A 21,905-nucleotide genomic window follows, 5' to 3' on the forward strand; every position below is an offset into this window, starting at 1 on the left:
GGTGGTCACCGCGCCGATGTCCGGCGGCACCGCGAAATGCGGCCGAGAGATCACGCCAACCCGGAAGCGTCGGCCGCGAACAGTAGTCGGCCGTACGAATTAAGTTCCCCGACACGGCACTTCAGCCCAGTACGGTCGAGACTAGCGCGAGCGCGGCCAGATACTGACGGCAGCGCGGGCCGTGTTCGGCGTGCTGCGACAGCACCAGCGCAGCACGCTCGCAGTCCATCTCGATCGGCGGACTCCCACAATGCCGGTGGTCGGTTTCCCACTGCTGTAGACGGTCCATCAGCGATGACATGTGTGCCTCTCCCCTGCAACGGTTGGGAGCACACCGGTGCCGGTCCGGCCGCGCCGGGCCAGAGCCCTACAGCCTCCCGAGCGGCCGGTTCACGTATCCGAGACGAGATAGAGGAGTCGCCTGCGGTCCAACGCCGGTGTGCAGACTCAGCGTCTCCGTGGCGGGCTGAATCAACCACGCCGTAACGATGCAGTTGCCCTGCAACTTCAGTGCATTACTCCAGCGAATCAGCGGCGGAAGCGGGTGGACCGGTGTAATTTTCGTTTCACCACGGCGGCACGAGCAGGGGCTGGAGCTGAGCCGGTGATCATCTATCGCTGGACTGGAGTGGAATCGAAGGCGCTGCGCGAGGCGATGCTGCTCAGCGTCGATAAGTTCGCGGCCAGAACGGGTATCTCGGCGCGGGCGGTAGGGAACTGGGAACTTCAGGGTGCCTCGGCGCGGTTGCGGCCGAGCAGCCGAGAGTTACTGGAGAGGGCGCTGGCAGAAGCGCCGCCGGAAGTGATTGCCCGGTTCGAGCGGGCCCTCGCAGACATCGGATCACAGCGAGACGAACCCGATCCCGGCTTGCCCCAAACGATTACTCTGGCGCATAACACCCCCGGCCGGTCCCCGGTCATCTCGGGTGCCGGTGAATCCGATCAGGTCTGGGTGCGCGCTCAGACCGCCGCTGGAGAGGTCGTCCTTGTGTCACTCCCCCGTCGCACCGTAGTCGCAGGATTCGGAGTAGGTGCATTAGCCGCCGCAGTCGGCGCCAAAACTGCGGCCGCCCTCGCCAACACTCCCGATACCAACCATGTCGCTCACTTCCACACGCTGCGGCTGTCGCTGATCGAGAGCGACAATCTCTACGGCGGACAAAGCGTGATCCCGTTGGTAGAGCAGAACCTCGAGATCATGAGTCAGCTGCGGTGCGCGGGGATCGGCGACGCCGCCGCGATGCAGCGAATGCGGATCCTCTATGCGGAGTTCGCAGCGTGGCTGTATCAGGATTCTCGGAACTGGGACCGCGCCCAGCACTGGACCGACCGCGCACTGACGTGGTCACTTCAGCTCGATGACCCGTGCTCGATCGCCGCCACCCTCATCCGGAAGGCACAGATCGCCAATGACCAGGGTGACGGCACGGAAGCGATGGAGCTGGCAGAGGCCGCCGAGCGTGCTGCCCCGTCGGGCACCCGGTTCGCCGCGGTCGCAGCCACATTCGCCGGTTACGGTGCCGCACAGGCGGGCGAACGCTTGGCCAGCGAACGCGCCTTCGACCGGGCGCGCATGCTCGCCGCCAACGCCGACGCTGATTTGTCGTGGGGATTCTTCCTCGACTCTCCCTACATCGACGTCCATCAGGCACATGGTCGCGTCGCATTGGGTGACTACCGCGCCGCGATCGACCAGTTCGGGCGCGCGATCACCGACATGCGATCCGGATACACACGCGACCAGGCCGTCTACATCTCACGGCAGGCACTCGCATACGCCCGGATGGGTGAGGCCGAGCCCGCCGCCACACTCGGCCTCACCGCGATGCAGATCGGTGTCAGCACCGGATCCGAGCGCGTCCTGCACAACATACGTGCGGTCGACGAGCTGCTATCGACGACAAACTTGCCCGAGGTCGCGGAGTTCCACGCTGCCGCGCAGCGGTGGGCGGTCGTCGCATCATGACGCGTCCGTTCGTGCTGTTGTCGGTCGCGGTCAGCGTCGATGGGTACATCGACGACACCAGCCCGGAACGGCTGTTGCTGTCCAACGCCGAGGACTTCGACCGCGTCGACCAGGTCCGCGCCGAATGCGACGCCGTTCTGATCGGCGCCGAAACCGTGCGCAGCGACAACCCGCGCTTGATCGTGAAAAGCGATGCCCGACAGGCCGAACGGGTCGCGGCCGGACGTGCCTCGCAACCGTTGAAGGTAACCGTCACCGCCAGCGGAAATCTCGACCCCGAGGCCAAGTTCTGGCACCACGGCACCGCCGAACACCGGCCAGTCGTCTATACGACGGAGACCGGCGCACAAGAGGCGAGCGAGCGGCTCGGCGAACTGGCTGTCGTAGTCGCGCTCGGTGAGACGGTCGATTTCGGTGTGCTGCTCGATGATCTCGGCCGCCGTGGCGTCGAGCGGTTGATGGTCGAGGGCGGCAGCCACATGCACACTGCCTTCCTGTCGGCAGGGCTCGCAGACGAGCTGCACCTCGCAATCGGACCTACCCTGGTCGGAGACAGCGCCGCGCCACGGTTCGTGAACCCGGCACGGTTCCCAGGCGGCTCGACGCACCGAATGCGGTTGGTCGACGTGATCCAGCTCGGCGACATCGCCGTGCTGCGCTACCACCCGAAGGAGAACCAATGACCGCACCGGATCACCACCACTGGATGAATCGGGCTATCGAGCTCGCGCGTTTGTGCCCCGTCGTGGAGGGCGCGTTCTCGGTCGGTGCCGTGATCGTGGCCGACGGCGAGGAGATCGCGACCGGCTACTCGCGGGAGACCGACACTAAGGTGCACGCCGAGGAGGCCGCGCTCGACAAGCTCGACGCGAACGATACTCGGCTGAAGTCGGCGACGATCTACAGCACGCTGGAGCCTTGCTCGGAGCGCGCGACGAAGATTCGCCTGCCGTGCACGGATCGGATTCTGGCGGCCGGTATTCCGGTCGTGGTGATCGCGTGGCGGGAACCGTCGACGTTCGTCGAGGACTGCGTCGGCGTGGAGAAGCTCCAACAGCAGGGTGTGAAGGTCATCGAGTTGCCGGAGCTCGCCGACGCCGCGATGTCGATGAACCGGCACCTCGACCTGTCGTAGCGCCAGATCCGGGCCGGTGTAGCGCGCGGCGTCGCAGCCGGGGGCAACGGGCGCGAGTCCTGACGCGGTGCGACACTCCGCGTTCCTCGAGCGTCAACTCCGCGACCGGATGAGCGCCCAGCTCGCCGCGGAGATCGCCCAGCTGCGCGCCGCGGGCACCCGCGTGCTGATGCTCGGCGGGACTCGACGGAGTCCTGACATTGACACCGCAACCCGGCGACGGCTCCCCCGATATCAGCTGGGGCGACGCGTTCTTCTATTACGCACCCGACGGCGTCGTCCCCCGAACGCAACCCTTCGCCACGCTCTTGACGAAGGACTACCCCGGCGACGAAACCTCGCGCCTGAGCCGCCCCGGCACCTTCCGCGTGAACTTCTTCGCCGGAAAGGACGCCTTCCTGAACTGGACCGGCCGCACACCCCGCGACCCCGACCCGCACACCGTGGACCCGAGCGCCACCGACATCGTCATGGCGCACCCGGTCTATGGCCGCCAGGGGTGGCTTGCCGTGGTGAATCCGGGCCCGCGCACGGAAACAGCCGTCCTGGACCTACTTCGAGCCGCCCACGACCTCGCCCGCTCACGCAAGAAGCGCCACACCTGATCGGAACCGCTCATCAGACGCGCCGCCGACCACATCTGGGCCAGGTCACACTGGCGACACCAGCCCGGCTGTCGTACTACCGGCGACACGACCAGACACTCACTCGAGTGCAGTCGCGGTATCGGTCAGGGTCGACTGTGGCTGCCAACCTGGACCCCGGAACAGGAAGCCGAGCTTGTCCGAGAATTTCGCCGCGTTCTTGACGTCCTGCCAGATCGCGACCATCTCGCGGACGTTGATCTTTGCGATGTTGTAGGTGTCGACGTTCTTGGTGAGCCCGTAGATCACCCGCTCACCCTCCGGCTCGAAAGAGCCGAAGATGCGGTCCCAGATGATGAGCACGCCACCGTAGTTGCGGTCGAGGTACTCGGTGTTCGAGCCGTGGTGCACGCGGTGGTGACTCGGCGTGTTGAACACGAATTCGACAGGCGCCCAGAGTTTGTCGATGACCTCGGTGTGGATGCCGAACTGGTACAGCAGGTTGATCGCGTAGGAGGCGGCGATGATCTTGCCATCGATTCCCAACAGTGCCAGTGGTACGAGGAACGGCAGGGACGTCACAACCAGCCAAGGCGTGCGCAGTGCCGTGGTGAGATTGAATCTCTCGCTCGAGTGGTGCACGACGTGGACCGACCAGAACACCCGGATTTCGTGGTGCGCGCGGTGAAACCAGTAGTAGGCGAGGTCGACCCCGATGAGTGCGACTGCCCACGCGACCCAACCCTCGAGGCGCCACGGCACCAGCGAAGAAACAGCCGCGAAGATCGCGAGTTCCGCCAGCGCCCATGGAACGTTGGCGAGTTGATACCCCAGGCCTGCGGCGATGGAGGTAGCCGAGTCACGGTAGTCGTACGGCTTGCCGTGACGCTCGAGGTACACGATCTCCGCCACAACGGCGACGATGAAGACCGGAATAGCCAGCCAGATCAGGATGGTCGAGACATCCATGCCGGACATCGCATGCGCGAGTCGCGGAACGACCATGACTATGGCAGCCGTGCTCAGTACCGCGAGGAGCAGCCCGCACGCCGAGATGAACCCCATCCCGCCGCGGGCCCGGAACTTCTCCGACCGCGCCTCAGTGGTCGATTTCATGCCACTCATATATGAACCATCGCGCTGAGCGGCGCTCCGGACCAGGGACCCAAGGTATGGGCAGTCGCCACCCTGTTGCCTGTTCGAGCCGTGCAGCTACGAGCTGCCCTCGGACCGACCCGCCGCCCGACGGGGGCGGATACATTTCGAGGCTCCCGAGTCCGAAGTTCACCCAATGGACGCGCCAGCGTCGGTCACCGTTCCGGTTCGTATGGCGGTCATCCGAGGGAGGGCGCGGCGGGGTCCGCAAGGATGCGCGCGGCCGCGAAGTGTTAGTTGCCACTCAGTTGCTAACAGTTTCGCCCTGGTTGACGACAGCACTTGCGGCCGACCGCTACTCACCCGACAGGAGCAAGAACGATGACGACCCGATCGGTGCGGCGCGTGCCGGTCCGCGCGATTGTCACCCAGTACGTCGCGGCGCTGATCGCGCTGGCGGTGACGGCCGTCTTCGGTTACCTGCTGCTACAACCCCAACAGCCGGCGGGCACGGCGGAAGCGCCTCGGTCCAGCGTCACTCAGCCGCACTGAAAAGCAATAACTAGACCGGTCGTCATAACTCGAGGTACCTTGGTCCTCGTGTCCCCACGAACCGACTCGCGGCAGCGCTTCCTCGACGCCGCCGCCGATCTCTTCCACACCAAGGGCTATCACGCCACGGGCCTGAACCAGCTGGTCAGCGCGGGCGGCGCCCCGAAGGGCTCGCTGTATTTCCACTTCCCCGGCGGCAAAGAACAGCTCGCGGCCGAGGCGCTGACGCAATCCAGCGTGCACCTGAGGGACACGCTGCGCGCGATCCTCGACGACGGCGGCACCGACGCCATATTCGCCGCGATGGCGGACAACCTCCACGCGTCCGATTTCCAGCGCGGCTGCCCACTCGCGACGGTCGCGCTGGACGCCGCCGCCGAGAGCGAATTGATCCGGCAGGCCTGCGTCGCCGGGTTCGACTCCTGGCGCGCGGTGATCGAAGAATTCCTGCGCGAGAAGGGCCTCGACGACGAGCGCGCGGCCAACCTCTCGGTCGTCGCGCTGACCATGCTCGAGGGCGGGCTGCTGCTCGCCAAGACCCAGCGCGACCTCGCCCCGCTGCGCACCGTCGCCGACCACCTCCGCACCACCCTCGAAAGGGAGCTGTCCTGATGCGCATCCACCACCTCGACTGCGGCACCATGCGCCCCTTCGGCGGAAAGCTGCTCGACGGAGCGCCCGGCCTGCTGCGCCGCGCCGAAATGGTCTGCCACTGCTTGCTTCTCGAACTCGACGACCGGCTCGTCCTGATCGAGACCGGCATGGGCGAGCAGAGCGTGCGTCGCCCGAACGAATGGCTCGGCCGTCGCTTCATTTCGCTCACCCGGCCGGTGTTCGACATCGAGCGCACCGCGGTGCGGCAGGTGGAGGCGCTCGGCTTCCGCCGCGAGGACGTGCGCGACATCGTGCTCACTCACCTCGATCTGGATCACGCGGGCGGCCTCGCCGACTTCCCGCACGCCACCGTGCACGTCTACGACGAGGAACTGCGCGCCTTCCGCGGCGCGCACACCGCGCAGGAGCGATTCCGTTACCGCGCAGCGCAATTCGAGCACGGTCCGAAGTGGCAATCCTATTCCGAGCACGGCGAGCCGTGGTTCGGCTTCGAGGCCGTACGCGAACTGGCCGGACTGCCGCCGAGCCTGCTGCTCGTGCCGCTGGCCGGGCACACCCGCGGTCACGCGGGCGTCGCCGTCGACACCGGCGACGGATGGCTGCTCGCCGCGGGCGACGCGTATTTCCATCCGGGCCAACTGGATCTGGTCCATCCGCACCAGCCGCTCGGCACGACCCTTTTCGAACTCAGCGTCGAGACGCTCGGCGGGCCGCGGCGTGAGAACCAGCAGCGCCTGCGCGATCTGCTCCGCGACCACGGCGACCAAGTGCGAATCTTCTCGGCGCACAACGCCGCCGAGTTGCGCGCCTTTCAGACCGTGCCCGCCTGAGCCGAAAACCCTTGACCATCCAGCCCTTCTCACCTAACTTACAAAATGTCAGTTGTGAGAAGGGTGCGGCCAAGGACGATCCGCGACGCTATGTGGTCATCGGCGGCGGACTGGCGGGGCTCGCGTCCGCGGTCTGGCTCGCCGAGGCGGGCAAACAGGTCACGCTGCTGGAGCGCCGCGGACGGCTGGGCGGGCGCACCCACGCCATGCGGGTCGACGCCGTCGACGATCCGCCCGACAACGGTCAGCACGTCATCGCCAGCGGTTACGAGCACCTGTTCCGCTACCTCACCAGCGTCGGCACCCGCGAATACGTCGCCTTCCCGCACCGCGCCACCCTCCGGTGGCCGGACGGGCGCTCGGTGAGCATGTCCACCAAGGGATTCGGCGCGCTGCGCACCTTCCTCGGCGCGCATCCCGACGCGAGCGTGCCGGACCGGCTGCGCGCGGCCCGCGCCACGATGCTCCTCGGGTGGCAATGTCTGCGCCAGCCCGCCGATCTCGCCGACCTCACCACCGAACAGTGGTTCCAGCGCGTCGGTATGCCCGCCACAGCCCGTGAGGCGCTGTGGGATTGGCTCGCGCTCGGTATCGCCGCCGAGCCCGTGCAGCGGGAGTCGGCCAAGGTGTTCGCCGATGTCATGGCGACCGGCATCCGGCTCGGTGTCCGGCACCGGCGGCCGGTCACCATCGGCTACCCGACGACCGACCTCGACACGCTGTATGTCACCGGGGCACAGCGTGTTTTCGAGCGGCACGGGGTGGAGGTCAGGTACCGGGCCATCGCCCGGCGCATCCACATCGCCGACGGCGAGGTGACCGGCGTCGCGCTCGCCGACGGCTCGGTGCTGCCCGCCGACGCGGTGGTCTGCGCCGTGCCGAACTCCGCGATCGGCGGTCTGCTCGACGACCTGCCCGAGCACGCCGAAATCTACGCCGCGGCGGACGAACTCGGCTACACGCCGATCGTCAGCACCAACCTCTACCTGGACCGCCCGCTGGGCACCACGGCCGAGTTCGAGGCGCTGATCGGCGGCACTGGAATCATCGACGAGGTCTTCGACCGCCAGCTGATGACCGGACGGAACACCGACAAGGCCTGGCTGTACTGCCTGACCACCAGCGGCGCCTACGAGCAGATCCACAAGTCCAACGACGCGATCGTCGCCGAACAACTCGACCTGCTGCGCCGCTACTATCCGGCGGCCGCCGCGGCCCGCGTCGTGCAGGCCCACGTGGTGCGCATGCCGAGGGCGACGTTCTCGCAGGTGCTCGGCACCCACGGGCTGCGACCCGCCCAGCGCACCTCGGTCCCCACCCTGGTGCTCGCGGGCGACTGGACCGCCACCGACTGGTCGGCGACGATGGAGAGCGCGGTGCAGAGCGCGGCGAAGGCTGTGGAACTTTTGCTTGCGCTACCGTCTGTGCCGTGACCACGGAGCGAGCCTCCCGCGCCCCCAAGCGGCGCATGTCCGCCGCCGAGCGCCGCGACCAATTGCTGGACGTGGCCCGCGACATCGCCGCCGCCGAGGGGTTCGGCGCGGTCGGCATCGAGCGTGTCGCCCGCACCGCCGACGTCGCGCGGGCGCTGGTCTATCAGCAGTTCACCGATTTGCCCGGGCTGATGTCGGCGCTGCTCGACCGGGAGAGCGCGGTCGCGCTGGCCGGCGTGCGCAGTGTGGACTGGAGCGGCACCGGCGACGACGTCGACCAGGTCGGCCGGGGCGTGCTCGCCTATCTGCACGCCGCGCCGACCAGCTGGCGGATCATGCTCAGCCCGCCCGACGGTGGCCCGCCCGAGCTGCGCGACCGGCTGGAGACCGGTCGCGCCTACGCGCGGGCGATCGGCGCGCGACACCTCTCGCGCTACGCCGGGATCACCATCGATCCGAACGGCGCGACGGAGCGGATCATGCTGGCCGCCGTCGAGGAACTGGCTCGGCTGCACCTGACCGATCCGGCCGCGTATCCGGACGAACTCGTGCTGCGCTACCTGCGCTCGCTGGTGGATTGGGCCGTCGGCGTCGAGGCGGGAGCGCTCGGCCGCGCCTGAATCTTTCTCGGACGCAGTCGAGCGCGCGGCTCAGCCGTCGGAGGGCACCGGCTCCAGGATCTGCGGCCGCGGCTCCGGGGCGGCGATCCGCAGCGCGTCGGCCGAGGCGTCGTCGGGCTGGGTCTGCGACCGGATTTCGGCCTGGACCCGCGCCTGGTAGGTCCGTATCTCGCGGTCGATCTCCGCCTCGTCCCAGCCGAGCACCGGCGCGACCAGCCGCGCCACCTGTTCGGCGCAGTGCGCGCCGCGGTGCGAGTACTCGATGGAGATTCTGGTGCGGCGGGCCAGGATGTCGTCCAGGTGCAGCGCGCCTTCGGCCGCCGCCGCGTACACGGCCTCCACCTGGAGATACGAGGGCGCCTCGGTGATCGGCTGCAACAGCTCCGGCTTGCCGTCGGCCAGCGCCATCACCTCGTCGATCAGCGAACCGTAGCGATCGAGCAGGTGCTTGACCCGGTACGGGTGGATGCCGTACGCCTCGGCCAGCTGGACTGTTTGGTTGACCAGTGCGAAGTAGCCGTCCGCGCCCAGCAGCGGCACCTTCTCGGTGATCGACGGCGAAACCCTGGCCGGAATGTCTTGTGCCGCTTCATCGACCGCGTCGTAGGCCATCACTCGGTAGGTGGTGTACTTGCCGCCCGCGATCGCGACCAGCCCAGGCGCGATCCGAGCCACCGCGTGCTCCCTGGACAGCTTGGACGTGGAATCGCTCTCGCCCGCCAGCAGCGGTCGCAGGCCCGCGTAGACACCGGTGATGTCGTCGCTGGTCAGCGGGGTGACGAGCACCTGGTTCACCCGGTCGAGCAGGTAGTCGATGTCCGCCTTGGTGGCGGCCGGGTGCGCCAGGTCCAGATTCCAGTCGGTGTCGGTGGTGCCGATGATCCAGAACGCGCCCCACGGGATGACGAACAACACCGACGTGGCCGTGCGCAGGATGATCGCGGTGTCGCTGACGATGCGGTCGCGCGGCACCACGACGTGCACGCCTTTGGAGGCGCGCACGTGGAACCGGCCGCGGTTGTGCGAGAGGGCTTGGACCTCGTCGGTCCACACGCCGGTCGCGTTGATCACCACGTGCCCCCGCGCCTCGCCGGAACGTCCGTCCTCGCTGTCGCGGATCCGCACGCCGACGATCCGATCCGCCTCCCGGAGGAACCCGACGACCTGGGTGGAGGTGCGGATCACCGCACCGTAGTGCCCTGCCGTGCGCGCGACCATCATGGTGTGGCGTGCGTCGTCGACGACCGTGTCGTAATAGCTGACGCCGCCGATCAGCGAATCGCGCCGCAGCCCGGGCGCCAGCCGCAGCGCACCCGCTCGCGACAGATGACGCTGTCCGGGAACGGATTTCGCGCCGCCCATGGTGTCGTAGAGCACCAGCCCCGCCGCGACGTACGGCCGTTCCCAGCCGCGGTGGGTCAGCGGGTACAGAAAGCGCAGCGGCTTCACCAGGTGCGGCGACAGCGTGGCGAGCGCCAGCTCACGCTCCCGCAGCGCCTCGCGCACCAACCCGAATTCCAGCTGCTCCAGATACCGCAGCCCGCCGTGGAACATCTTCGACGACCGGCTCGACGTACCGGACGCCAGATCCCGCGCCTCGACCAGCGCGACCGAGAGACCGCGGGTCGCCGCGTCGAGCGCGATACCGGCGCCGACCACCCCGCCGCCGATGACCAGCACGTCGAAATGTTCCTTGCCCAACCGCTCCCAGGCCGCACGCCGCTGCTCCGGGCCCAGGAACTGCGATTCCGGTTTCTTGGTCATGCTCGACTCCTCCAGCCGACGCGCCTGCGTCGGACGTCGTGGGTCTTCACGGGCACAGATCGAGCTGTTCTGGTACAGGCTATGCGAATCGCCGCACCGAGCGCCGGTCGGCGCGGGCTCCGTGTGTCGTCCAGAACTACTCGCCGGTAACCGATGAGCCTAGTCCGCTGGCGGGCATGTCGCGATGTGATACCGAGCGCGCGGGACGTTTAGTAGCCTGCTGCAATGCGTCGCTATGTGGCCGCCATCGATCAGGGCACGACATCGAGCAGGTGCATCGTCTTCGACCGGCGTGGCCGCGTCGTCGGGGTGGCCCAGCGCGAACACGAGCAGATCTTCCCCCGGCCGGGGTGGGTCGAGCACGATCCCGAAAGCATCTGGCGCAATACCGAACTCGTGCTCGGCGAGGTGCTGGAGCAGAACGACCTCGGCCCCGGCGACATCGCCGCCGTCGGCATCACCAACCAGCGCGAGACCACCGTGGTCTGGGAACGCGCCACGGGCAAGCCGATTCACCACGCCATCGTCTGGCAGGACACGCGCACCGATCGGCTGGTCACCGAACTCGGCGGCGAGGCGGGCCCGACCCGCTACCAGGACCGCACCGGACTGCCGCTGTCCACCTACTTCGCGGGCCCCAAGCTGCGCTGGATCCTGGACAACGTACCGGGTGCGCAGGAGCGCGCCGAGGCGGGCGAGCTGTGCTTCGGCACCATCGACAGCTGGGTGCTGTGGAATCTGACCGGACTGCACGTCACCGACGTCACCAACGCCTCGCGCACCATGCTGATGGATCTGAAGACGCTGCAATGGGATTCGGAGATCTGCGCGGAATTCCGCGTGCCGGAGGCGATGCTGCCCGAGATCCGCAGCTCCTCGGAGGTGTACGGCGAGATCTCCTCCGGTCCGCTGCAAGGAGTTCCGGTCGCGGGCATCCTCGGCGACCAGCAAGCGGCCACCTTCGGCCAGGCGTGCCTGGTTCCCGGCGAGGCCAAGAACACCTACGGCACAGGCAATTTCATGCTGCTCAACACCGGGACCACCCCCGTGTGGAGCAAGCACGGCCTGCTCACCACGGTCTGCTACCGGCTCGGTGACCAACCCGCGGTGTACGCGCTGGAAGGCTCCATCGCGGTGACCGGCTCGCTGGTGCAGTGGTTCCGCGACAACCTCGGCATCATCGATTCCGCCGAGGAGATCGAGCGGCTCGCGGCCAGCGTCGACGACAACGGCGGCGCCTACATCGTGCCCGCGTTCTCCGGGCTGTTCGCCCCGCGCTGGCGGCCCGACGCGCGCGGCGTCATCGCGGGGCTGACCCGCTTCGTCAACAAGGCCCACCTGGCGCGAGCGGTCTTGGAATCCACCGCGTTCCAGACATTCGAAGTGGTCGAGGCGATGCGCGCCGACGCCGAATCCCAGAAGCTGGACCTGGAGCTGACCACGCTGAAGGTCGACGGCGGCATGACCGCCAACGACCTGCTCATGCAATTCCAGTCCGACATCCTCGAGGTGCCGGTGGTGCGGCCCGTCGTCACCGAGACCACCGCGCTCGGCGCGGCCTACGCCGCGGGACTGGCCGTCGGCTACTGGTCCGGCACCGACGACATCCGTGCCAACTGGGCCGCCGACACCACGTGGGAGCCGAGCATGAGCGCCGAGGACCGCGACGAGCACATCGCGGCGTGGAACAAGGCCGTCGAGCGGACCTACAACTGGGTCGACTGACACCAGGTGCGCTGGGCCGATCGCACACTGGCGCACAGCCGACCGACACGAGCGCACTGGGCCGATCGCACCGGGGTGCACGGTCGACTGACGCGAGCGGGCTCGAGACCGATGGGCGCAAAGGTGCTGAATCGAGTGCGGCAGCGGCGCAAGGCGAGCGAGCTCGGGCTCGCCGGGCCGACCGACGCGTCTATCCGGCGTGCGCCGTAACCAGCCGGGCGACAGCCTCCTCGAGCACCGCCGCGTCGGAGGTGGTGAAGCACATGCGCATCGAGTTGCGGTAGCCGTTCTCGACCGCGAACGCGGCGCCAGGCACGTAGGCGACGCCCACCTCCAGCGCGCGCGGCAGCAACCGCTGGGTGTCGGTGCCGTCGGTGAAATCGGCCCAGACGAACATGCCGCCCGCGGCGTCGGTGCAGACGACGCGGTCACCGAAGCCGGTGCGCACGGCGTGCACCAGCGCCTTGGCCCGCTCACCGTAGACGCCACGGACGTGATCCACATGCGTGGTGAGCCAGTCCCGGTCCGAGAGCAGGTCGGCCGCGATCTGCTGGGTGAGCGCCGAACCACAAAGGTCCGCACCCTGTTTCAGTAGTTCCACCGCCCGGCAGACCGCGTCGGGGGCGACCATCCAGCCGACTCGCAAACTCGGCGACAGGATCTTGGACGCACTGGACAGCCGAATCACGTTGGGCGAGTATGTCGCGACCGGTTCCGGGGCGGGCCGGTCGAACCAGAGCTCGCCGTACGGGTCGTCCTCGATCACCCAGAAGCCTTGCGCCGTAGCTAGTTCCGCGAGTTCGCGGCGGCGCGCGGTGCTCATGGTCACCCCGCCCGGGTTGTGGAAATTGCTCACCGTGTGCACCACCGCGGGTCGCTCGCCCCGCGCCAGCAGTTCACGCAGCACGTCGACGCGCATACCCTCGCCGTCCAGCGGCACGGCGACGATGCGCGCTCCGGCCGCACGGAACACCTGGAGCGCGCCGACGTACGCCGGATTCTCGACGACCACCAGCGCACCCGGGTCGAGCAGCACCTCGGCGAGCAGCGACAATGCCTGCTGCGAGCCGTGCGTCACGAACACCTCGTCGACCGGCACCCGGCGGCCGAGCCGGGCGGACTCGCGCTCGGCGAGCACGTCGCGCAGCGGCGCCCAGCCGGGCGATTCGGTGTATTGCAGACAGCCGGGTCCGCGCAGCGCCGCCTCGGCCGCGGTCGCGATGCGTTCGCGCGGCATCAGTTCGGCATCCGGCAAGCCACCCGCGAGGCTGATCACCTCGGCCCGAGCGGTGAGCTTCAGCAGGTCACGAATCGCCGAACTCTTCAGTCCGCCGAGCTTGGCTGCCAGCGGTGGAACAGTCGGCGACATGGAAACCTCCCAGCGGAACGCCACGGTACGCGTCATCCCACTGTGTCACACCGCTACCAGAATATGAAACTCCAATCTCAGAATATGAGACTTAGGTGGATCACCACGACCGCGCTCGCATGCTCAGGATCAGCGTCTTACCGTCCCGGCTGACGGTCTGCACCACCTGGGGGTAGACGATGGGCGCGCTGCCGGGTCGGTACTCGGTCAGGTCGACCTCGAAGGTGTCGGCGGCCACCTGGGCGATGCGCAGGCAGTGGGTGGTACGGGCGGGGATCTGATCGTTGATGGCCGCTTGGATGGTCTCGGCCGGTGAGACGTTGACGGAATCGGGCGCCACATACCTGCGCGCCTTCTCTCCGCTGCGCTCGACGTAGAACCCGTACTGGAAGCCGAGGATCGCGTCGGGGCCCGAGTCGAATCCACCCGCGCCGTTCCCGACGGTCACCCTGTCGTCCTTGCTGGGCACACAACCCCGTCCGACGCTCGAATCGGAGGGTGGCGCGGCCGTGGTGCCTTCGTCGCCGCCGCCGTTGACCGCGACGATGGTCACCACCAGACCGATCAGCACGGCGACCGCGGCCGCGACGCCGAGCACGATCCAGCGTTTGTTGCCGCCGGAGCCACCGCCGGTGGGCGCGACGGGCGCACCGGGCGCGAGCCGCTTGGCGATGGGATCGTCGGCCCAGGACAGGCCGGGGTCGGTCGTGGGCGGCGGCTTGGGCACCTCGCCGGATTCGCTCGCGCTGTTCCACCAGCGTTCCGGCGTGCCGCCGGTCGGCGCCGCGGTGTGTCGCACAGTCGCGTCGGCGGGGACGTCGCGCTCGGTGTCGGGCGCGGGCGCCGGTGCGGGACGTGCCTGCGGCGCGGGCGGGCTGTCCGGGAAGACCGTTGTCTCCGGAGCGCGGTACTGCGGCGGCGTCGGCGGCACGGGCGGCGCCTCCGCGGCGGGCCGCCAGCCCACGTTCGGGTGGTCGCCCGGGGGTTCGGGCCACTGCGGGCCGACCTCCCCCAGTTGCGGACCCCCGAACTCGCTCAGCGGCGGACCGAAATCGCCGCCGCCGACCGACGGGCCGAAATCCCCTGTCGGCGGGCCGAAATCGTTCAGCGGCGGACCGAACTGCGACCCGGGCTTGTCGGCTTCGTTGTCCTTCGCGTCACCTTCGGAGCCCACACCCAATCCTTTCCCCAGAACACACGTGTGGGGCGGTCGCGAAACGACCGCCCCACCCGTTGAACAGCTCGTGTCAGTACTGGAACGAGCCACCCCACTGCGTGGTCACGCCAGCAACATTGACCGTCTGCGGAGCCAAGTCGCCCGGCGGGACAATCGGCGGAAGTTTAACCTGCGCGGCGGCTTCCAGCGCGGCGGCACCACCCGGCTGAGCGGCGATCCACTGCTCGACCGACGCCTTGGCCAGGTTCACCTGGGTGGTGTCGAGCACGAACGAGTTGGTGTTGGGGGCCAGACCCTCGCCACCGGTGTAGCTGGTGACCTTGATGGTGTTGACGTCGACGAACTCGACCGACACACCGGCCTCGCCCTTACCGGTCGGGGTGTTGTACCCGATCGTGCCGACGTAACCGGCCTCGTTGCTGAAGTGGTGGGTGTTGGCCACGTAACCGGGCAGCACGGCGCCGCCGTCGATGTTCGCGCCGAATTCCTGGTGCGGACCGCTCATCTCGACGACCGGCGCGGCGGGCGCGGCCTGCAGGCGCGGCGCCTCCCAGCGCGGTTCCTGCACCAGCGTCTCCGACTGCGACGGCCCGGAGGAACCCGGCCGATCCGGCTGCGCGGCACGCGCGTCGGCGTCGCCGCCCGGCTGGGCGCCGCTCTCGCCGCCCGGACGAGTCTCGCCCGGCTGACCCGGCTTCGGCTCTTCCGCCTCGGTGCCCGGAACGACGACCGGCTGCGCGGGGTCCTGGCCCGGCACCGGCAGCGGCGCGACGCGCGGGCTGGTGACGCCCGGCTGGCTGGGCACGGTTAGCTTCGGGTCCTTCTTCGGATCCGGCATCACCTGGTTCGGATCCGGGGTGTTGACACCCGGCTGGCTCGGAGTCGGCGCGCTCTCCGGCTTGTTCGGGTCCGACTCCTGGGTGTTGCCCGGATCCGGCTTGGTGGTCTCCGGAGTGTTCTGCGCCTCCGGCGTCTCGGTGCCCGGCTGGACCGGCGCCGGTGTGGTCGGTGTGCTCGGTTCGTTGGGAACTGCCCCCGCCGGCGCCGCGAACAATGTAGCCACGGCGGCCGCAGTGGCCAGTGGCAACGAGGTGCTCGCCATCGCTCGCTGCGCCCGACTCGGCTTACGATGTTTCACTTTTCGCCAATCCCTTTCCCGGGTGCGGCCGAATCGATCGCACTCAGTTGTCCCTGGTGAGACGCGCCTCGATCGCCGAACAACCCTAGGGCCGTTCGCTGTTCGGTTTCGGAAAGGACCTTCCCCCCACACCAGAACCACGCGACCGCCCGCCGATCGCATCTCTGCGGGCAGTCAACCACAGTTGGGCCGTGCAGGCAACGCGGTGAAATACCCGAGCCGACAACGTCACTCGACGCGTCGACCCGCATGACCGCGAGAACCGCGGCGCCGCGCGTCAGTCCAGGTCGTCGTGGCGCATGAGCAGGCGGCCCGCCTCGGTGACCGAGCCGGTCAGCGACGGGTAGACCGAGAAGGTCTGGGCGAGATCGTTGACCGTCAGGTTGTTCTGCACCGCGAGTGCGATCGGCAGGATCAACTCGGAGGCGATCGGCGCGACCACGACGCCGCCGATCACCACGCCGGTGGCCGGGCGGCAGAAGATCTTGACGAAGCCGCGGCGCAGGCCTGACATCTTCGCCCGCGGGTTGGTGTTCAGCGGCAGCATCACGGTGCGCGCGGGTACCTCGCCGTTGTCGATCGAGTTCTGACTGACGCCGACCGTGGCGATCTCCGGCCTGGTGAACACGGCCGACGCGACCGTCTTGAGCCGAATCGGGCTGACGCCCTCACCGAGCGCGTGGTACATCGCGATGCGGCCCTGCATCGCCGCCACCGAGGCCAGCGGCAGCAAGCCCGTGCAGTCGCCCGCGGCGTAGATGCCGGACACCGAGGTGCGCGAGACCCGATCGACCCGCAGGTAGCCGCCGCGGTCGAGCTCGACACCCACCTCTTCCAGGCCGAGATCGTCGGTGTTCGGTGTGGAACCGACGGTCATCAGCGCGTGCGTGCCGGCCACCGTGCGGCCGTCGGAGAGCTTGACCACGATGCCTTCCGCGGTGCGCTCGACGGCGTCGGCCCTCGCGTGCTTCACCAGCTCCACGCCGCGCTCGGCCAGCGCTTCCTCGAGCACGAGGGCGGCGTCGGCGTCCTCGTGCGGCAGCACCCGGTCACGGCTGGAGACCAGCTTCACCCGGACGCCCAATTCCGTGTAGGCGGAGACGAATTCGGCGCCGGTCACGCCGGAACCGACCACCACCAGGGTCTCCGGCAGCTGGCGCAGGTCGTAGAGCTGACGCCAGTTCAGGATGCGCTCGCCGTCGGGTTCGGCGCCGGGCAGCACGCGCGGGCTCGCGCCGGTGGCGATCAGCACCACCTCGGCCTCGATCAGCCGCTCGCGGCCACCGTCCATACCGACGGTCACGCGATGCGGCGCCCGCCCGCCGCCGTTCTCGGCCAGCCGGGCGGAGCCGGACAGCACGGTCACGCCCGCGGACTGCAACTTGGAGCGGATATCGGAGGACTGGGCCAGCGCGAGCGCCTTGACGCGCGCGTTCACCTCGGGCAGCCGTACGGCCGCCTGGCTCGGGTCGAGCGTGATTCCGAGGTCCCTGGCCCGGCGCAGATCGGTGCGCACACCGGTGGAGGCGATGAAGGTCTTGGACGGGACACAGTCCCACAACACACATGCGCCACCGATGCCGTCGCGGTCGATCAGTGTCACGTCCGCGCCGTGCTGGGCCGCGACCAAGGCCGCCTCATAGCCGGCCGGTCCGCCACCGATGATCGCAATGCGGGTCATGGATACCTCCGCTCGAGCTGTCGACCGGGATCTCCGGTACCTGGCTAACGTTAGTGGTCGGCGCGCTGTCGTACTCGCCACACCTGGCCGTCGCGCCGGGAACACGGCGTCATGTGGGCGGGATAGCGGCGATCCGGTGTCATCATTGGCTACCCTTTGCAGGTGCCGATCTACGCCGCCTACGGGTCCAACATGGACTCGACCCAGATGCTCGAGCGCTGTCCGCACTCCCCCATGTCCGGGACCGGCTGGTTGGAGGGCTGGCGGCTGACCTTCGCCGGCGACGACATCGGGTGGGAAGGGCCGCTGGCGACGGTCGTCGAGGAACCAGGGTCCCGGGTGTTCGTCGTGCTCTACGACGTCTCCCCCGAGGACGAGCAGTTGCTGGACCGCTGGGAGGGCTCGGACTTCGGCATCCACAAGAAGATCCGGTTGCGCGTCACCCCGAGCCCCGGCAGTGGCACCGAGCCGCGGCTGGCCTGGCTGTACGTGCTGGACGCCTACGAGGGCGGCCTACCGTCGGCGCGCTATCTGGGCGTGATGGCCGACGCGGCCGAAAAGGCGGGCGCGCCAGAGGATTACGTGCACGCCCTGCGCACGCGGAACAGCCGCAACGTGGGACCTGGCAACTACTCGAGCTGAGACGCCGAACCCCGCCGCCGGAGCATCCGGGCGGCGGGGTTCGTTCGTTTCGCTTGTTTCGGATCCTCGGTTGTTTTCGGATCCTCAGCTCTTTCGGACGGCTCAGCTCTTTCGGACAGCTCAGTTCTTTCGGACAGCTCAGCGCGGCGGCGTCTGCAACACGATGTTCGACAGCACCCGCACGCCCACCGCGAGCGCGCGCTCGTCGATGTCGAAAGTCGGCTGGTGCAGATCCAGCTGCTCACCGTGCCCGGACCAGACGCCGAGCCGCGCCATCGCGCCCGGCACCTCCTCCAGGTACCAGGAGAAGTCCTCGCCGCCGCCGGACTGGATGGTGTCGGCCAGCGCGTCGGGGCCCAGCGCGCGGATGGCGTCCTCGAAGATCCTGGTCGAGTGCTCGTCGTTGACCACCGGCGGCACCCCACGGCGGTAGTTGAGCTGGTACCGCACGCCGGTCGGCGCGAGCAGGCCGTCGACGATCTCGTGCACCATCGGCTCGAGCAGCGACCAGGTCGCGTGATCGCCGGTGCGGACGGTGCCGGTGAGCATGCCCGTCTGCGGTATGGCGTTCGGCGCCTTGCCCGCCGACACCGCGCCCCACACCATCACGGTGCTGGTCCGCGGATCGATGCGGCGGCTGAGCAGACCGGGCAGGCCGGTGATCACGGTGCCGATGGCGTAGACGAGGTCGCTGGTCAGGTGCGGGCGCGAGGTGTGGCCGCCCGGCGAGTCGAGCACCAGCTCGATGGTGTCGGCGGCCGAGGTGATCGCGCCGACCCGGATGCCGACCCTGCCGACCTCCAGGCGCGGATCGCAGTGCAGCGCGAAGATCCGCTCCACACCCTCCATCACGCCCGCGGCGACCAGGTCGATCGCGCCGCCGGGCATGACCTCCTCGGCGGGCTGGAAGACCAGCCGCACGCCGACCGGCAGGTCCGGGATCTCCGCGAGCGCGAGCGCGGTGCCGAGCAGGATGGTGGTGTGCGCGTCGTGGCCGCAGGCGTGCGAGACGCCGGGCACGGTCGAGGCGAAGCTGAGGCCGGTGAACTCTTGCAACGGGAGCGCGTCCATGTCGGCGCGCAGGCCGATGCGCGGTCCCTCGGGGCCGATGTCACAGATCAGGCCGGTGCCGCCGGGCATCTTCTGCGGGGAGAGACCCGCCTTGGTCAGCCAGGCCGCGACGAACTCGGTCGTGCCGAACTCGGTGCGGGACAGCTCCGGGTTCGCGTGGATGTGCCTGCGCCACTGCACGAGGTCGACAGCGTGCTCGGCCAGCCACGATTCGACCGCATCCCGGGCGGTCACGACGGTGTCCGTCGCGACGCCGCCCGGCGCCTCCGGGGTCAGGCACGCCGCGCCCTTGGGGCCGGTGGCTCGCGCCGAGGTGTTCGACAACGCGGCACTCGCGGGGCCCTCCGTGGTAGCGCGCGCCGCCTCCTGGCCCGTCGCTCGCGCCGCCGGTCGGCCTGTAGTGCTCACCGAATGTCCTCCTGTCGTTGAACGAGTCGTTGCAACAACCTGTCTCTGTGTTCTTCATCGCGTGCGACGGCGATTGCGGTACGCGCGAGCGCGACCGCGCCATCGGTTACCGCGCGATCCGCCGAGGCATTGACACTGGCCGCGGCGAATCCCGGCTGATGTGTCACCGCCCCACCGGCATCTATGCCGATGACCGGATGGATGCCCGGGATGACGTTGGTGACATTGCCCATATCGGTGCTGCCGAGCGGTCGCTGCGCCTCGAGCTCCGGTGCGATCGGCACCCGTCCCAGGTCGGCGATCTGCTCGCGATAGGCACACAGTAGTGCCGGATCGGGCGTCAGCTCGGTATATGTAGGCGCGAGCGTCCGGATTTCGTGGGTGCAGCCGGTCGCCAGGGCGCCCGCCTCGAAACAAGCCGACGCTCGTCGCATCAGATCCTCGAGGGATGCGGAGTCGACTGCGCGTAGGTAGTACAGCAGTTCCGCACGTCCGGGCACGATGTTGGGGGCTACGCCACCGTCGCTGACTATACCGTGAAGTTGCTGACCAGGCAGGAGATGCTGCCTCAGCAAACCCAGAGCAACCTGTGCGACGGTGACCGCGTCCCCCGCGTTGCGGCCGTGCTCGGGGGCCGCGCTGGCGTGCGCCTCGTGCCCGTGGAAGACCACGCCGATGTCGGCGAGGGCGAGCGAGCGCGCGCCGACGATGTCGTACGGGCCTGGATGCACCATCATCGCCATCGCGACGTCGTCGAAGACCCCGCGCTCGAGCATCAGCACCTTGCCGCCGCCGCTTTCCTCGGCGGGCGTCCCGAGCACCACGACGGTGATACCGAGTTCGTCGGCCACCTCGGCGAGGCCGAGCGCCGCGCCGACGGCCGACGCGGCGATGATGTTGTGACCGCAGGCATGCCCGATCTCGGGCAGTGCGTCGTATTCCGCGCAGATGCCGACCGTCAGCTCGCCGCTTCCATAGCTGGCGCGAAACGCCGTTGGCAGGTCGGCGACGCCGGAGTGGATCTCGAAACCGCGCTCGGCCAGCGGCGCGAGGACCTTCGCGACGCTGCGCGTCTCCTCGAAAGCCAGCTCGGGCTCCGCGTGGAGAGAATGCGAGAGTTCGATCAACCGGGTGGCCGCGGCGGCGACAGCGGCGTCGGAAGCCGCCGCGGCGCCGTCGGTGTGGACAGCGCGCGACGTGCTGCTCGTTTCCTGAGGCCCGCTGCGCGGTGGAGGCATGGGACACAGTCTGGCACTGTGTCGCGAATCGGGCCCACTCATATCCGTCTGCCCGGTCACACCCGGGCCCGGCCGGGGATTATCCGGCGGCGAACGCCAGGTTCTCGGGGCTGGTCCGCACCGCGAGCCCGGCCAGCGCTTCGGCGTGCAGCGCCCGCTTGATGATCGGCAGATTCGGCTTGCGGTTGCCCGCGAGTGCCGCGGCCTGGGCGACGGCGGTCTCCAGCAACGCGTCGGCTTCGGCGGCCTGGTCCACGATGCCCGCCGCGATGGCCTGGTCGGCCGGGTAGCGATGGCCGGTGGTCATGGCCTGCACGCAGACCTGGTTGGTCAGGCGGTTGGTGAGCAGCGCGTTCATGCCGACGGTGAACGGCATGCCGAGGTGCACCTCGGGCAGGCTCCAGAAGCCGCGATCGGCCCGCATGACGCGGAAGTCGTGCGAGGTGGCCAGCATCGCGCCCGCGCCGAACGCGTGCCCGTTGATGGCGGCCACCGTCGGCATCGGGAAGGCGAGCAGGCGGGTGTAGAGCGAGTGCACCTTGTCCAGGTAGCCGTGGATCTCGCCGAGGTTGCCGAACAGCCAGTCGGTGTCCAGGCCGTTGCTGAAGAACTTGCCGGTCGCCGTGGTCACCAGCGCCGCGGGCCCCTCCGAGGCCTCGACCTTGTCGAACAGCGCGTGCACTTCGGCGATCCAGTCCGGATGGAAGCGGTTCTCGCTGTCGGTCTGTCCCTCGTTCCCGAGGTACAGCACGAACACATCTCCCTGACGCTCCAGATACGGCATGCGTGCAGCGTATCGCCATCGGTAGACGTTGCCTACTGGCGGGTAGCCCACCGCAACTCGGCACGCAACGACGCCCAA

The 21,905-nt window shown here is 68.8% G+C and carries 21 protein-coding genes; 11 read left to right on the top strand and 10 right to left on the bottom strand.

Annotated elements, in window-relative coordinates:
• Positions 1–121: 121 nt before the first annotated feature.
• Positions 122–301: a hypothetical protein gene (locus AB0H49_RS14020; protein WP_357251142.1), complete on the bottom strand. Its 180-nt coding sequence runs from the start codon at positions 299–301 to the stop codon at positions 122–124.
• A 303-nt stretch (positions 302–604) separates the two neighbouring features.
• Between AB0H49_RS14020 and AB0H49_RS14025 the strand changes: the two genes are divergently transcribed.
• From AB0H49_RS14025 to AB0H49_RS14040, 4 genes are all read left to right on the top strand, one after another.
• Positions 605–1,966 carry a hypothetical protein gene (locus AB0H49_RS14025; protein WP_357251145.1) on the top strand — a complete coding sequence of 454 codons (1,362 nt, stop codon included), beginning with the start codon at positions 605–607 and terminating at the stop codon, positions 1,964–1,966.
• Positions 1,963–2,649 (top strand): dihydrofolate reductase family protein, encoded by a 687-nt coding sequence (locus AB0H49_RS14030; protein WP_357251148.1) that lies wholly within the window; start codon positions 1,963–1,965, stop codon positions 2,647–2,649. The genes AB0H49_RS14025 and AB0H49_RS14030 overlap by 4 nt, the downstream gene beginning before the upstream one ends.
• The gene (locus AB0H49_RS14035; RefSeq protein ID WP_357251151.1) at positions 2,646–3,101 is read left to right on the top strand and encodes a deaminase; all 456 of its coding nucleotides are present in this window, start codon (positions 2,646–2,648) and stop codon (positions 3,099–3,101) included. Before AB0H49_RS14030 ends, AB0H49_RS14035 begins: the two co-directional genes overlap by 4 nt.
• A gap of 200 nt (positions 3,102–3,301) precedes the next feature.
• A complete protein-coding gene (locus AB0H49_RS14040; protein WP_357251154.1) occupies positions 3,302–3,706 on the top strand; it encodes a DUF6194 family protein in 405 nt (134 codons plus the stop codon).
• 99 nt (positions 3,707–3,805) lie between these two features.
• Here the strand turns inward: AB0H49_RS14040 and AB0H49_RS14045 are convergent, their stop codons facing one another.
• Complete coding sequence (locus AB0H49_RS14045) at positions 3,806–4,801, bottom strand: sterol desaturase family protein (RefSeq protein WP_357251157.1); 996 nt, start codon at positions 4,799–4,801, stop codon at positions 3,806–3,808.
• 360 nt (positions 4,802–5,161) lie between these two features.
• Between AB0H49_RS14045 and AB0H49_RS14050 the strand changes: the two genes are divergently transcribed.
• Genes AB0H49_RS14050 through AB0H49_RS14070 form a run of 5 tightly spaced genes read left to right on the top strand, consistent with a single transcriptional unit; the run spans position 5,162 to position 8,830 of the window.
• Positions 5,162–5,332, top strand: coding sequence for a hypothetical protein (locus AB0H49_RS14050; RefSeq protein WP_357251160.1), 171 nt, complete (start codon positions 5,162–5,164; stop codon positions 5,330–5,332).
• 48 nt (positions 5,333–5,380) lie between these two features.
• The gene (locus AB0H49_RS14055; RefSeq protein WP_354999975.1) at positions 5,381–5,944 is read left to right on the top strand and encodes a TetR/AcrR family transcriptional regulator; all 564 of its coding nucleotides are present in this window, start codon (positions 5,381–5,383) and stop codon (positions 5,942–5,944) included.
• Positions 5,944–6,777 carry an MBL fold metallo-hydrolase gene (locus AB0H49_RS14060; protein ID WP_357251163.1) on the top strand — a complete coding sequence of 278 codons (834 nt, stop codon included), beginning with the start codon at positions 5,944–5,946 and terminating at the stop codon, positions 6,775–6,777. The genes AB0H49_RS14055 and AB0H49_RS14060 overlap by 1 nt, the downstream gene beginning before the upstream one ends.
• A gap of 17 nt (positions 6,778–6,794) precedes the next feature.
• Positions 6,795–8,210: a hydroxysqualene dehydroxylase HpnE gene (gene hpnE / locus AB0H49_RS14065; RefSeq protein WP_357251517.1), complete on the top strand. Its 1,416-nt coding sequence runs from the start codon at positions 6,795–6,797 to the stop codon at positions 8,208–8,210.
• 35 nt (positions 8,211–8,245) lie between these two features.
• Positions 8,246–8,830: a TetR family transcriptional regulator gene (locus tag AB0H49_RS14070; RefSeq protein WP_355000530.1), complete on the top strand. Its 585-nt coding sequence runs from the start codon at positions 8,246–8,248 to the stop codon at positions 8,828–8,830.
• Between the two features lie 30 nt (positions 8,831–8,860).
• Here AB0H49_RS14070 and AB0H49_RS14075 read toward each other — a convergent pair whose 3' ends face one another.
• Positions 8,861–10,594 carry a glycerol-3-phosphate dehydrogenase/oxidase gene (locus AB0H49_RS14075; protein WP_357251166.1) on the bottom strand — a complete coding sequence of 578 codons (1,734 nt, stop codon included), beginning with the start codon at positions 10,592–10,594 and terminating at the stop codon, positions 8,861–8,863.
• A 225-nt stretch (positions 10,595–10,819) separates the two neighbouring features.
• Between AB0H49_RS14075 and glpK the strand changes: the two genes are divergently transcribed.
• Positions 10,820–12,319, top strand: coding sequence for a glycerol kinase GlpK (gene glpK / locus AB0H49_RS14080; protein ID WP_357251169.1), 1,500 nt, complete (start codon positions 10,820–10,822; stop codon positions 12,317–12,319).
• 190 nt (positions 12,320–12,509) lie between these two features.
• Here glpK and AB0H49_RS14085 read toward each other — a convergent pair whose 3' ends face one another.
• From AB0H49_RS14085 to AB0H49_RS14100, 4 genes are all read right to left on the bottom strand, one after another.
• A complete protein-coding gene (locus AB0H49_RS14085; protein ID WP_357251172.1) occupies positions 12,510–13,688 on the bottom strand; it encodes a PLP-dependent aminotransferase family protein in 1,179 nt (392 codons plus the stop codon).
• Between the two features lie 100 nt (positions 13,689–13,788).
• Positions 13,789–14,862: a hypothetical protein gene (locus tag AB0H49_RS14090; protein ID WP_357251175.1), complete on the bottom strand. Its 1,074-nt coding sequence runs from the start codon at positions 14,860–14,862 to the stop codon at positions 13,789–13,791.
• Positions 14,863–14,935: 73 nt separating this feature from the next.
• Positions 14,936–15,967, bottom strand: a complete 1,032-nt coding sequence (locus tag AB0H49_RS14095) for a hypothetical protein (protein WP_354999981.1) — start codon at positions 15,965–15,967, stop codon at positions 14,936–14,938.
• Between the two features lie 313 nt (positions 15,968–16,280).
• Positions 16,281–17,684 (bottom strand): NAD(P)H-quinone dehydrogenase, encoded by a 1,404-nt coding sequence (locus AB0H49_RS14100; RefSeq protein ID WP_357251178.1) that lies wholly within the window; start codon positions 17,682–17,684, stop codon positions 16,281–16,283.
• Positions 17,685–17,846: 162 nt separating this feature from the next.
• On the opposite strand from AB0H49_RS14100, the gene AB0H49_RS14105 reads away from it, so the two are divergent.
• Complete coding sequence (locus AB0H49_RS14105) at positions 17,847–18,326, top strand: gamma-glutamylcyclotransferase (RefSeq protein ID WP_067843310.1); 480 nt, start codon at positions 17,847–17,849, stop codon at positions 18,324–18,326.
• A gap of 138 nt (positions 18,327–18,464) precedes the next feature.
• Here AB0H49_RS14105 and AB0H49_RS14110 read toward each other — a convergent pair whose 3' ends face one another.
• From AB0H49_RS14110 to AB0H49_RS14120, 3 genes are all read right to left on the bottom strand, one after another.
• Complete coding sequence (locus tag AB0H49_RS14110; RefSeq protein ID WP_355000531.1) at positions 18,465–19,673, bottom strand: M20 family metallopeptidase; 1,209 nt, start codon at positions 19,671–19,673, stop codon at positions 18,465–18,467.
• Between the two features lie 128 nt (positions 19,674–19,801).
• Positions 19,802–21,043, bottom strand: coding sequence for a M20 family metallopeptidase (locus tag AB0H49_RS14115; RefSeq protein ID WP_357251182.1), 1,242 nt, complete (start codon positions 21,041–21,043; stop codon positions 19,802–19,804).
• A gap of 79 nt (positions 21,044–21,122) precedes the next feature.
• Positions 21,123–21,827, bottom strand: coding sequence for an enoyl-CoA hydratase-related protein (locus AB0H49_RS14120; RefSeq protein WP_357251185.1), 705 nt, complete (start codon positions 21,825–21,827; stop codon positions 21,123–21,125).
• Between the last annotated feature and the right edge of the window lie 78 nt (positions 21,828–21,905).

This window comes from Nocardia sp. NPDC050713, from assembly GCF_040654315.1.
Lineage (GTDB): Bacteria > Actinomycetota > Actinomycetes > Mycobacteriales > Mycobacteriaceae > Nocardia.

Bases quoted from the DNA above. Each gene is read 5' to 3' on its own strand.
- AB0H49_RS14020 (WP_357251142.1), bottom strand. From the start codon at position 301: ATGTCATCGCTGATGGACCGTCTACAGCAGTGGGAAACCGACCACCGG.
- AB0H49_RS14120 (WP_357251185.1), bottom strand. From the start codon at position 21,827: ATGCCGTATCTGGAGCGTCAGGGAGATGTGTTCGTGCTGTACCTCGGG.
- AB0H49_RS14035 (WP_357251151.1), top strand. From the start codon at position 2,646: ATGACCGCACCGGATCACCACCACTGGATGAATCGGGCTATCGAGCTC.
- AB0H49_RS14070 (WP_355000530.1), top strand. From the start codon at position 8,246: ATGTCCGCCGCCGAGCGCCGCGACCAATTGCTGGACGTGGCCCGCGAC.
- AB0H49_RS14095 (WP_354999981.1), bottom strand. From the start codon at position 15,967: ATGGCGAGCACCTCGTTGCCACTGGCCACTGCGGCCGCCGTGGCTACA.
- glpK (WP_357251169.1), top strand. From the start codon at position 10,820: ATGCGTCGCTATGTGGCCGCCATCGATCAGGGCACGACATCGAGCAGG.
- AB0H49_RS14115 (WP_357251182.1), bottom strand. From the start codon at position 21,043: ATGCCTCCACCGCGCAGCGGGCCTCAGGAAACGAGCAGCACGTCGCGC.
- AB0H49_RS14030 (WP_357251148.1), top strand. From the start codon at position 1,963: ATGACGCGTCCGTTCGTGCTGTTGTCGGTCGCGGTCAGCGTCGATGGG.
- AB0H49_RS14075 (WP_357251166.1), bottom strand. From the start codon at position 10,594: ATGACCAAGAAACCGGAATCGCAGTTCCTGGGCCCGGAGCAGCGGCGT.
- AB0H49_RS14060 (WP_357251163.1), top strand. From the start codon at position 5,944: ATGCGCATCCACCACCTCGACTGCGGCACCATGCGCCCCTTCGGCGGA.
- AB0H49_RS14100 (WP_357251178.1), bottom strand. From the start codon at position 17,684: ATGACCCGCATTGCGATCATCGGTGGCGGACCGGCCGGCTATGAGGCG.
- AB0H49_RS14045 (WP_357251157.1), bottom strand. From the start codon at position 4,801: ATGAAATCGACCACTGAGGCGCGGTCGGAGAAGTTCCGGGCCCGCGGC.
- AB0H49_RS14050 (WP_357251160.1), top strand. From the start codon at position 5,162: ATGACGACCCGATCGGTGCGGCGCGTGCCGGTCCGCGCGATTGTCACC.
- AB0H49_RS14085 (WP_357251172.1), bottom strand. From the start codon at position 13,688: ATGTCGCCGACTGTTCCACCGCTGGCAGCCAAGCTCGGCGGACTGAAG.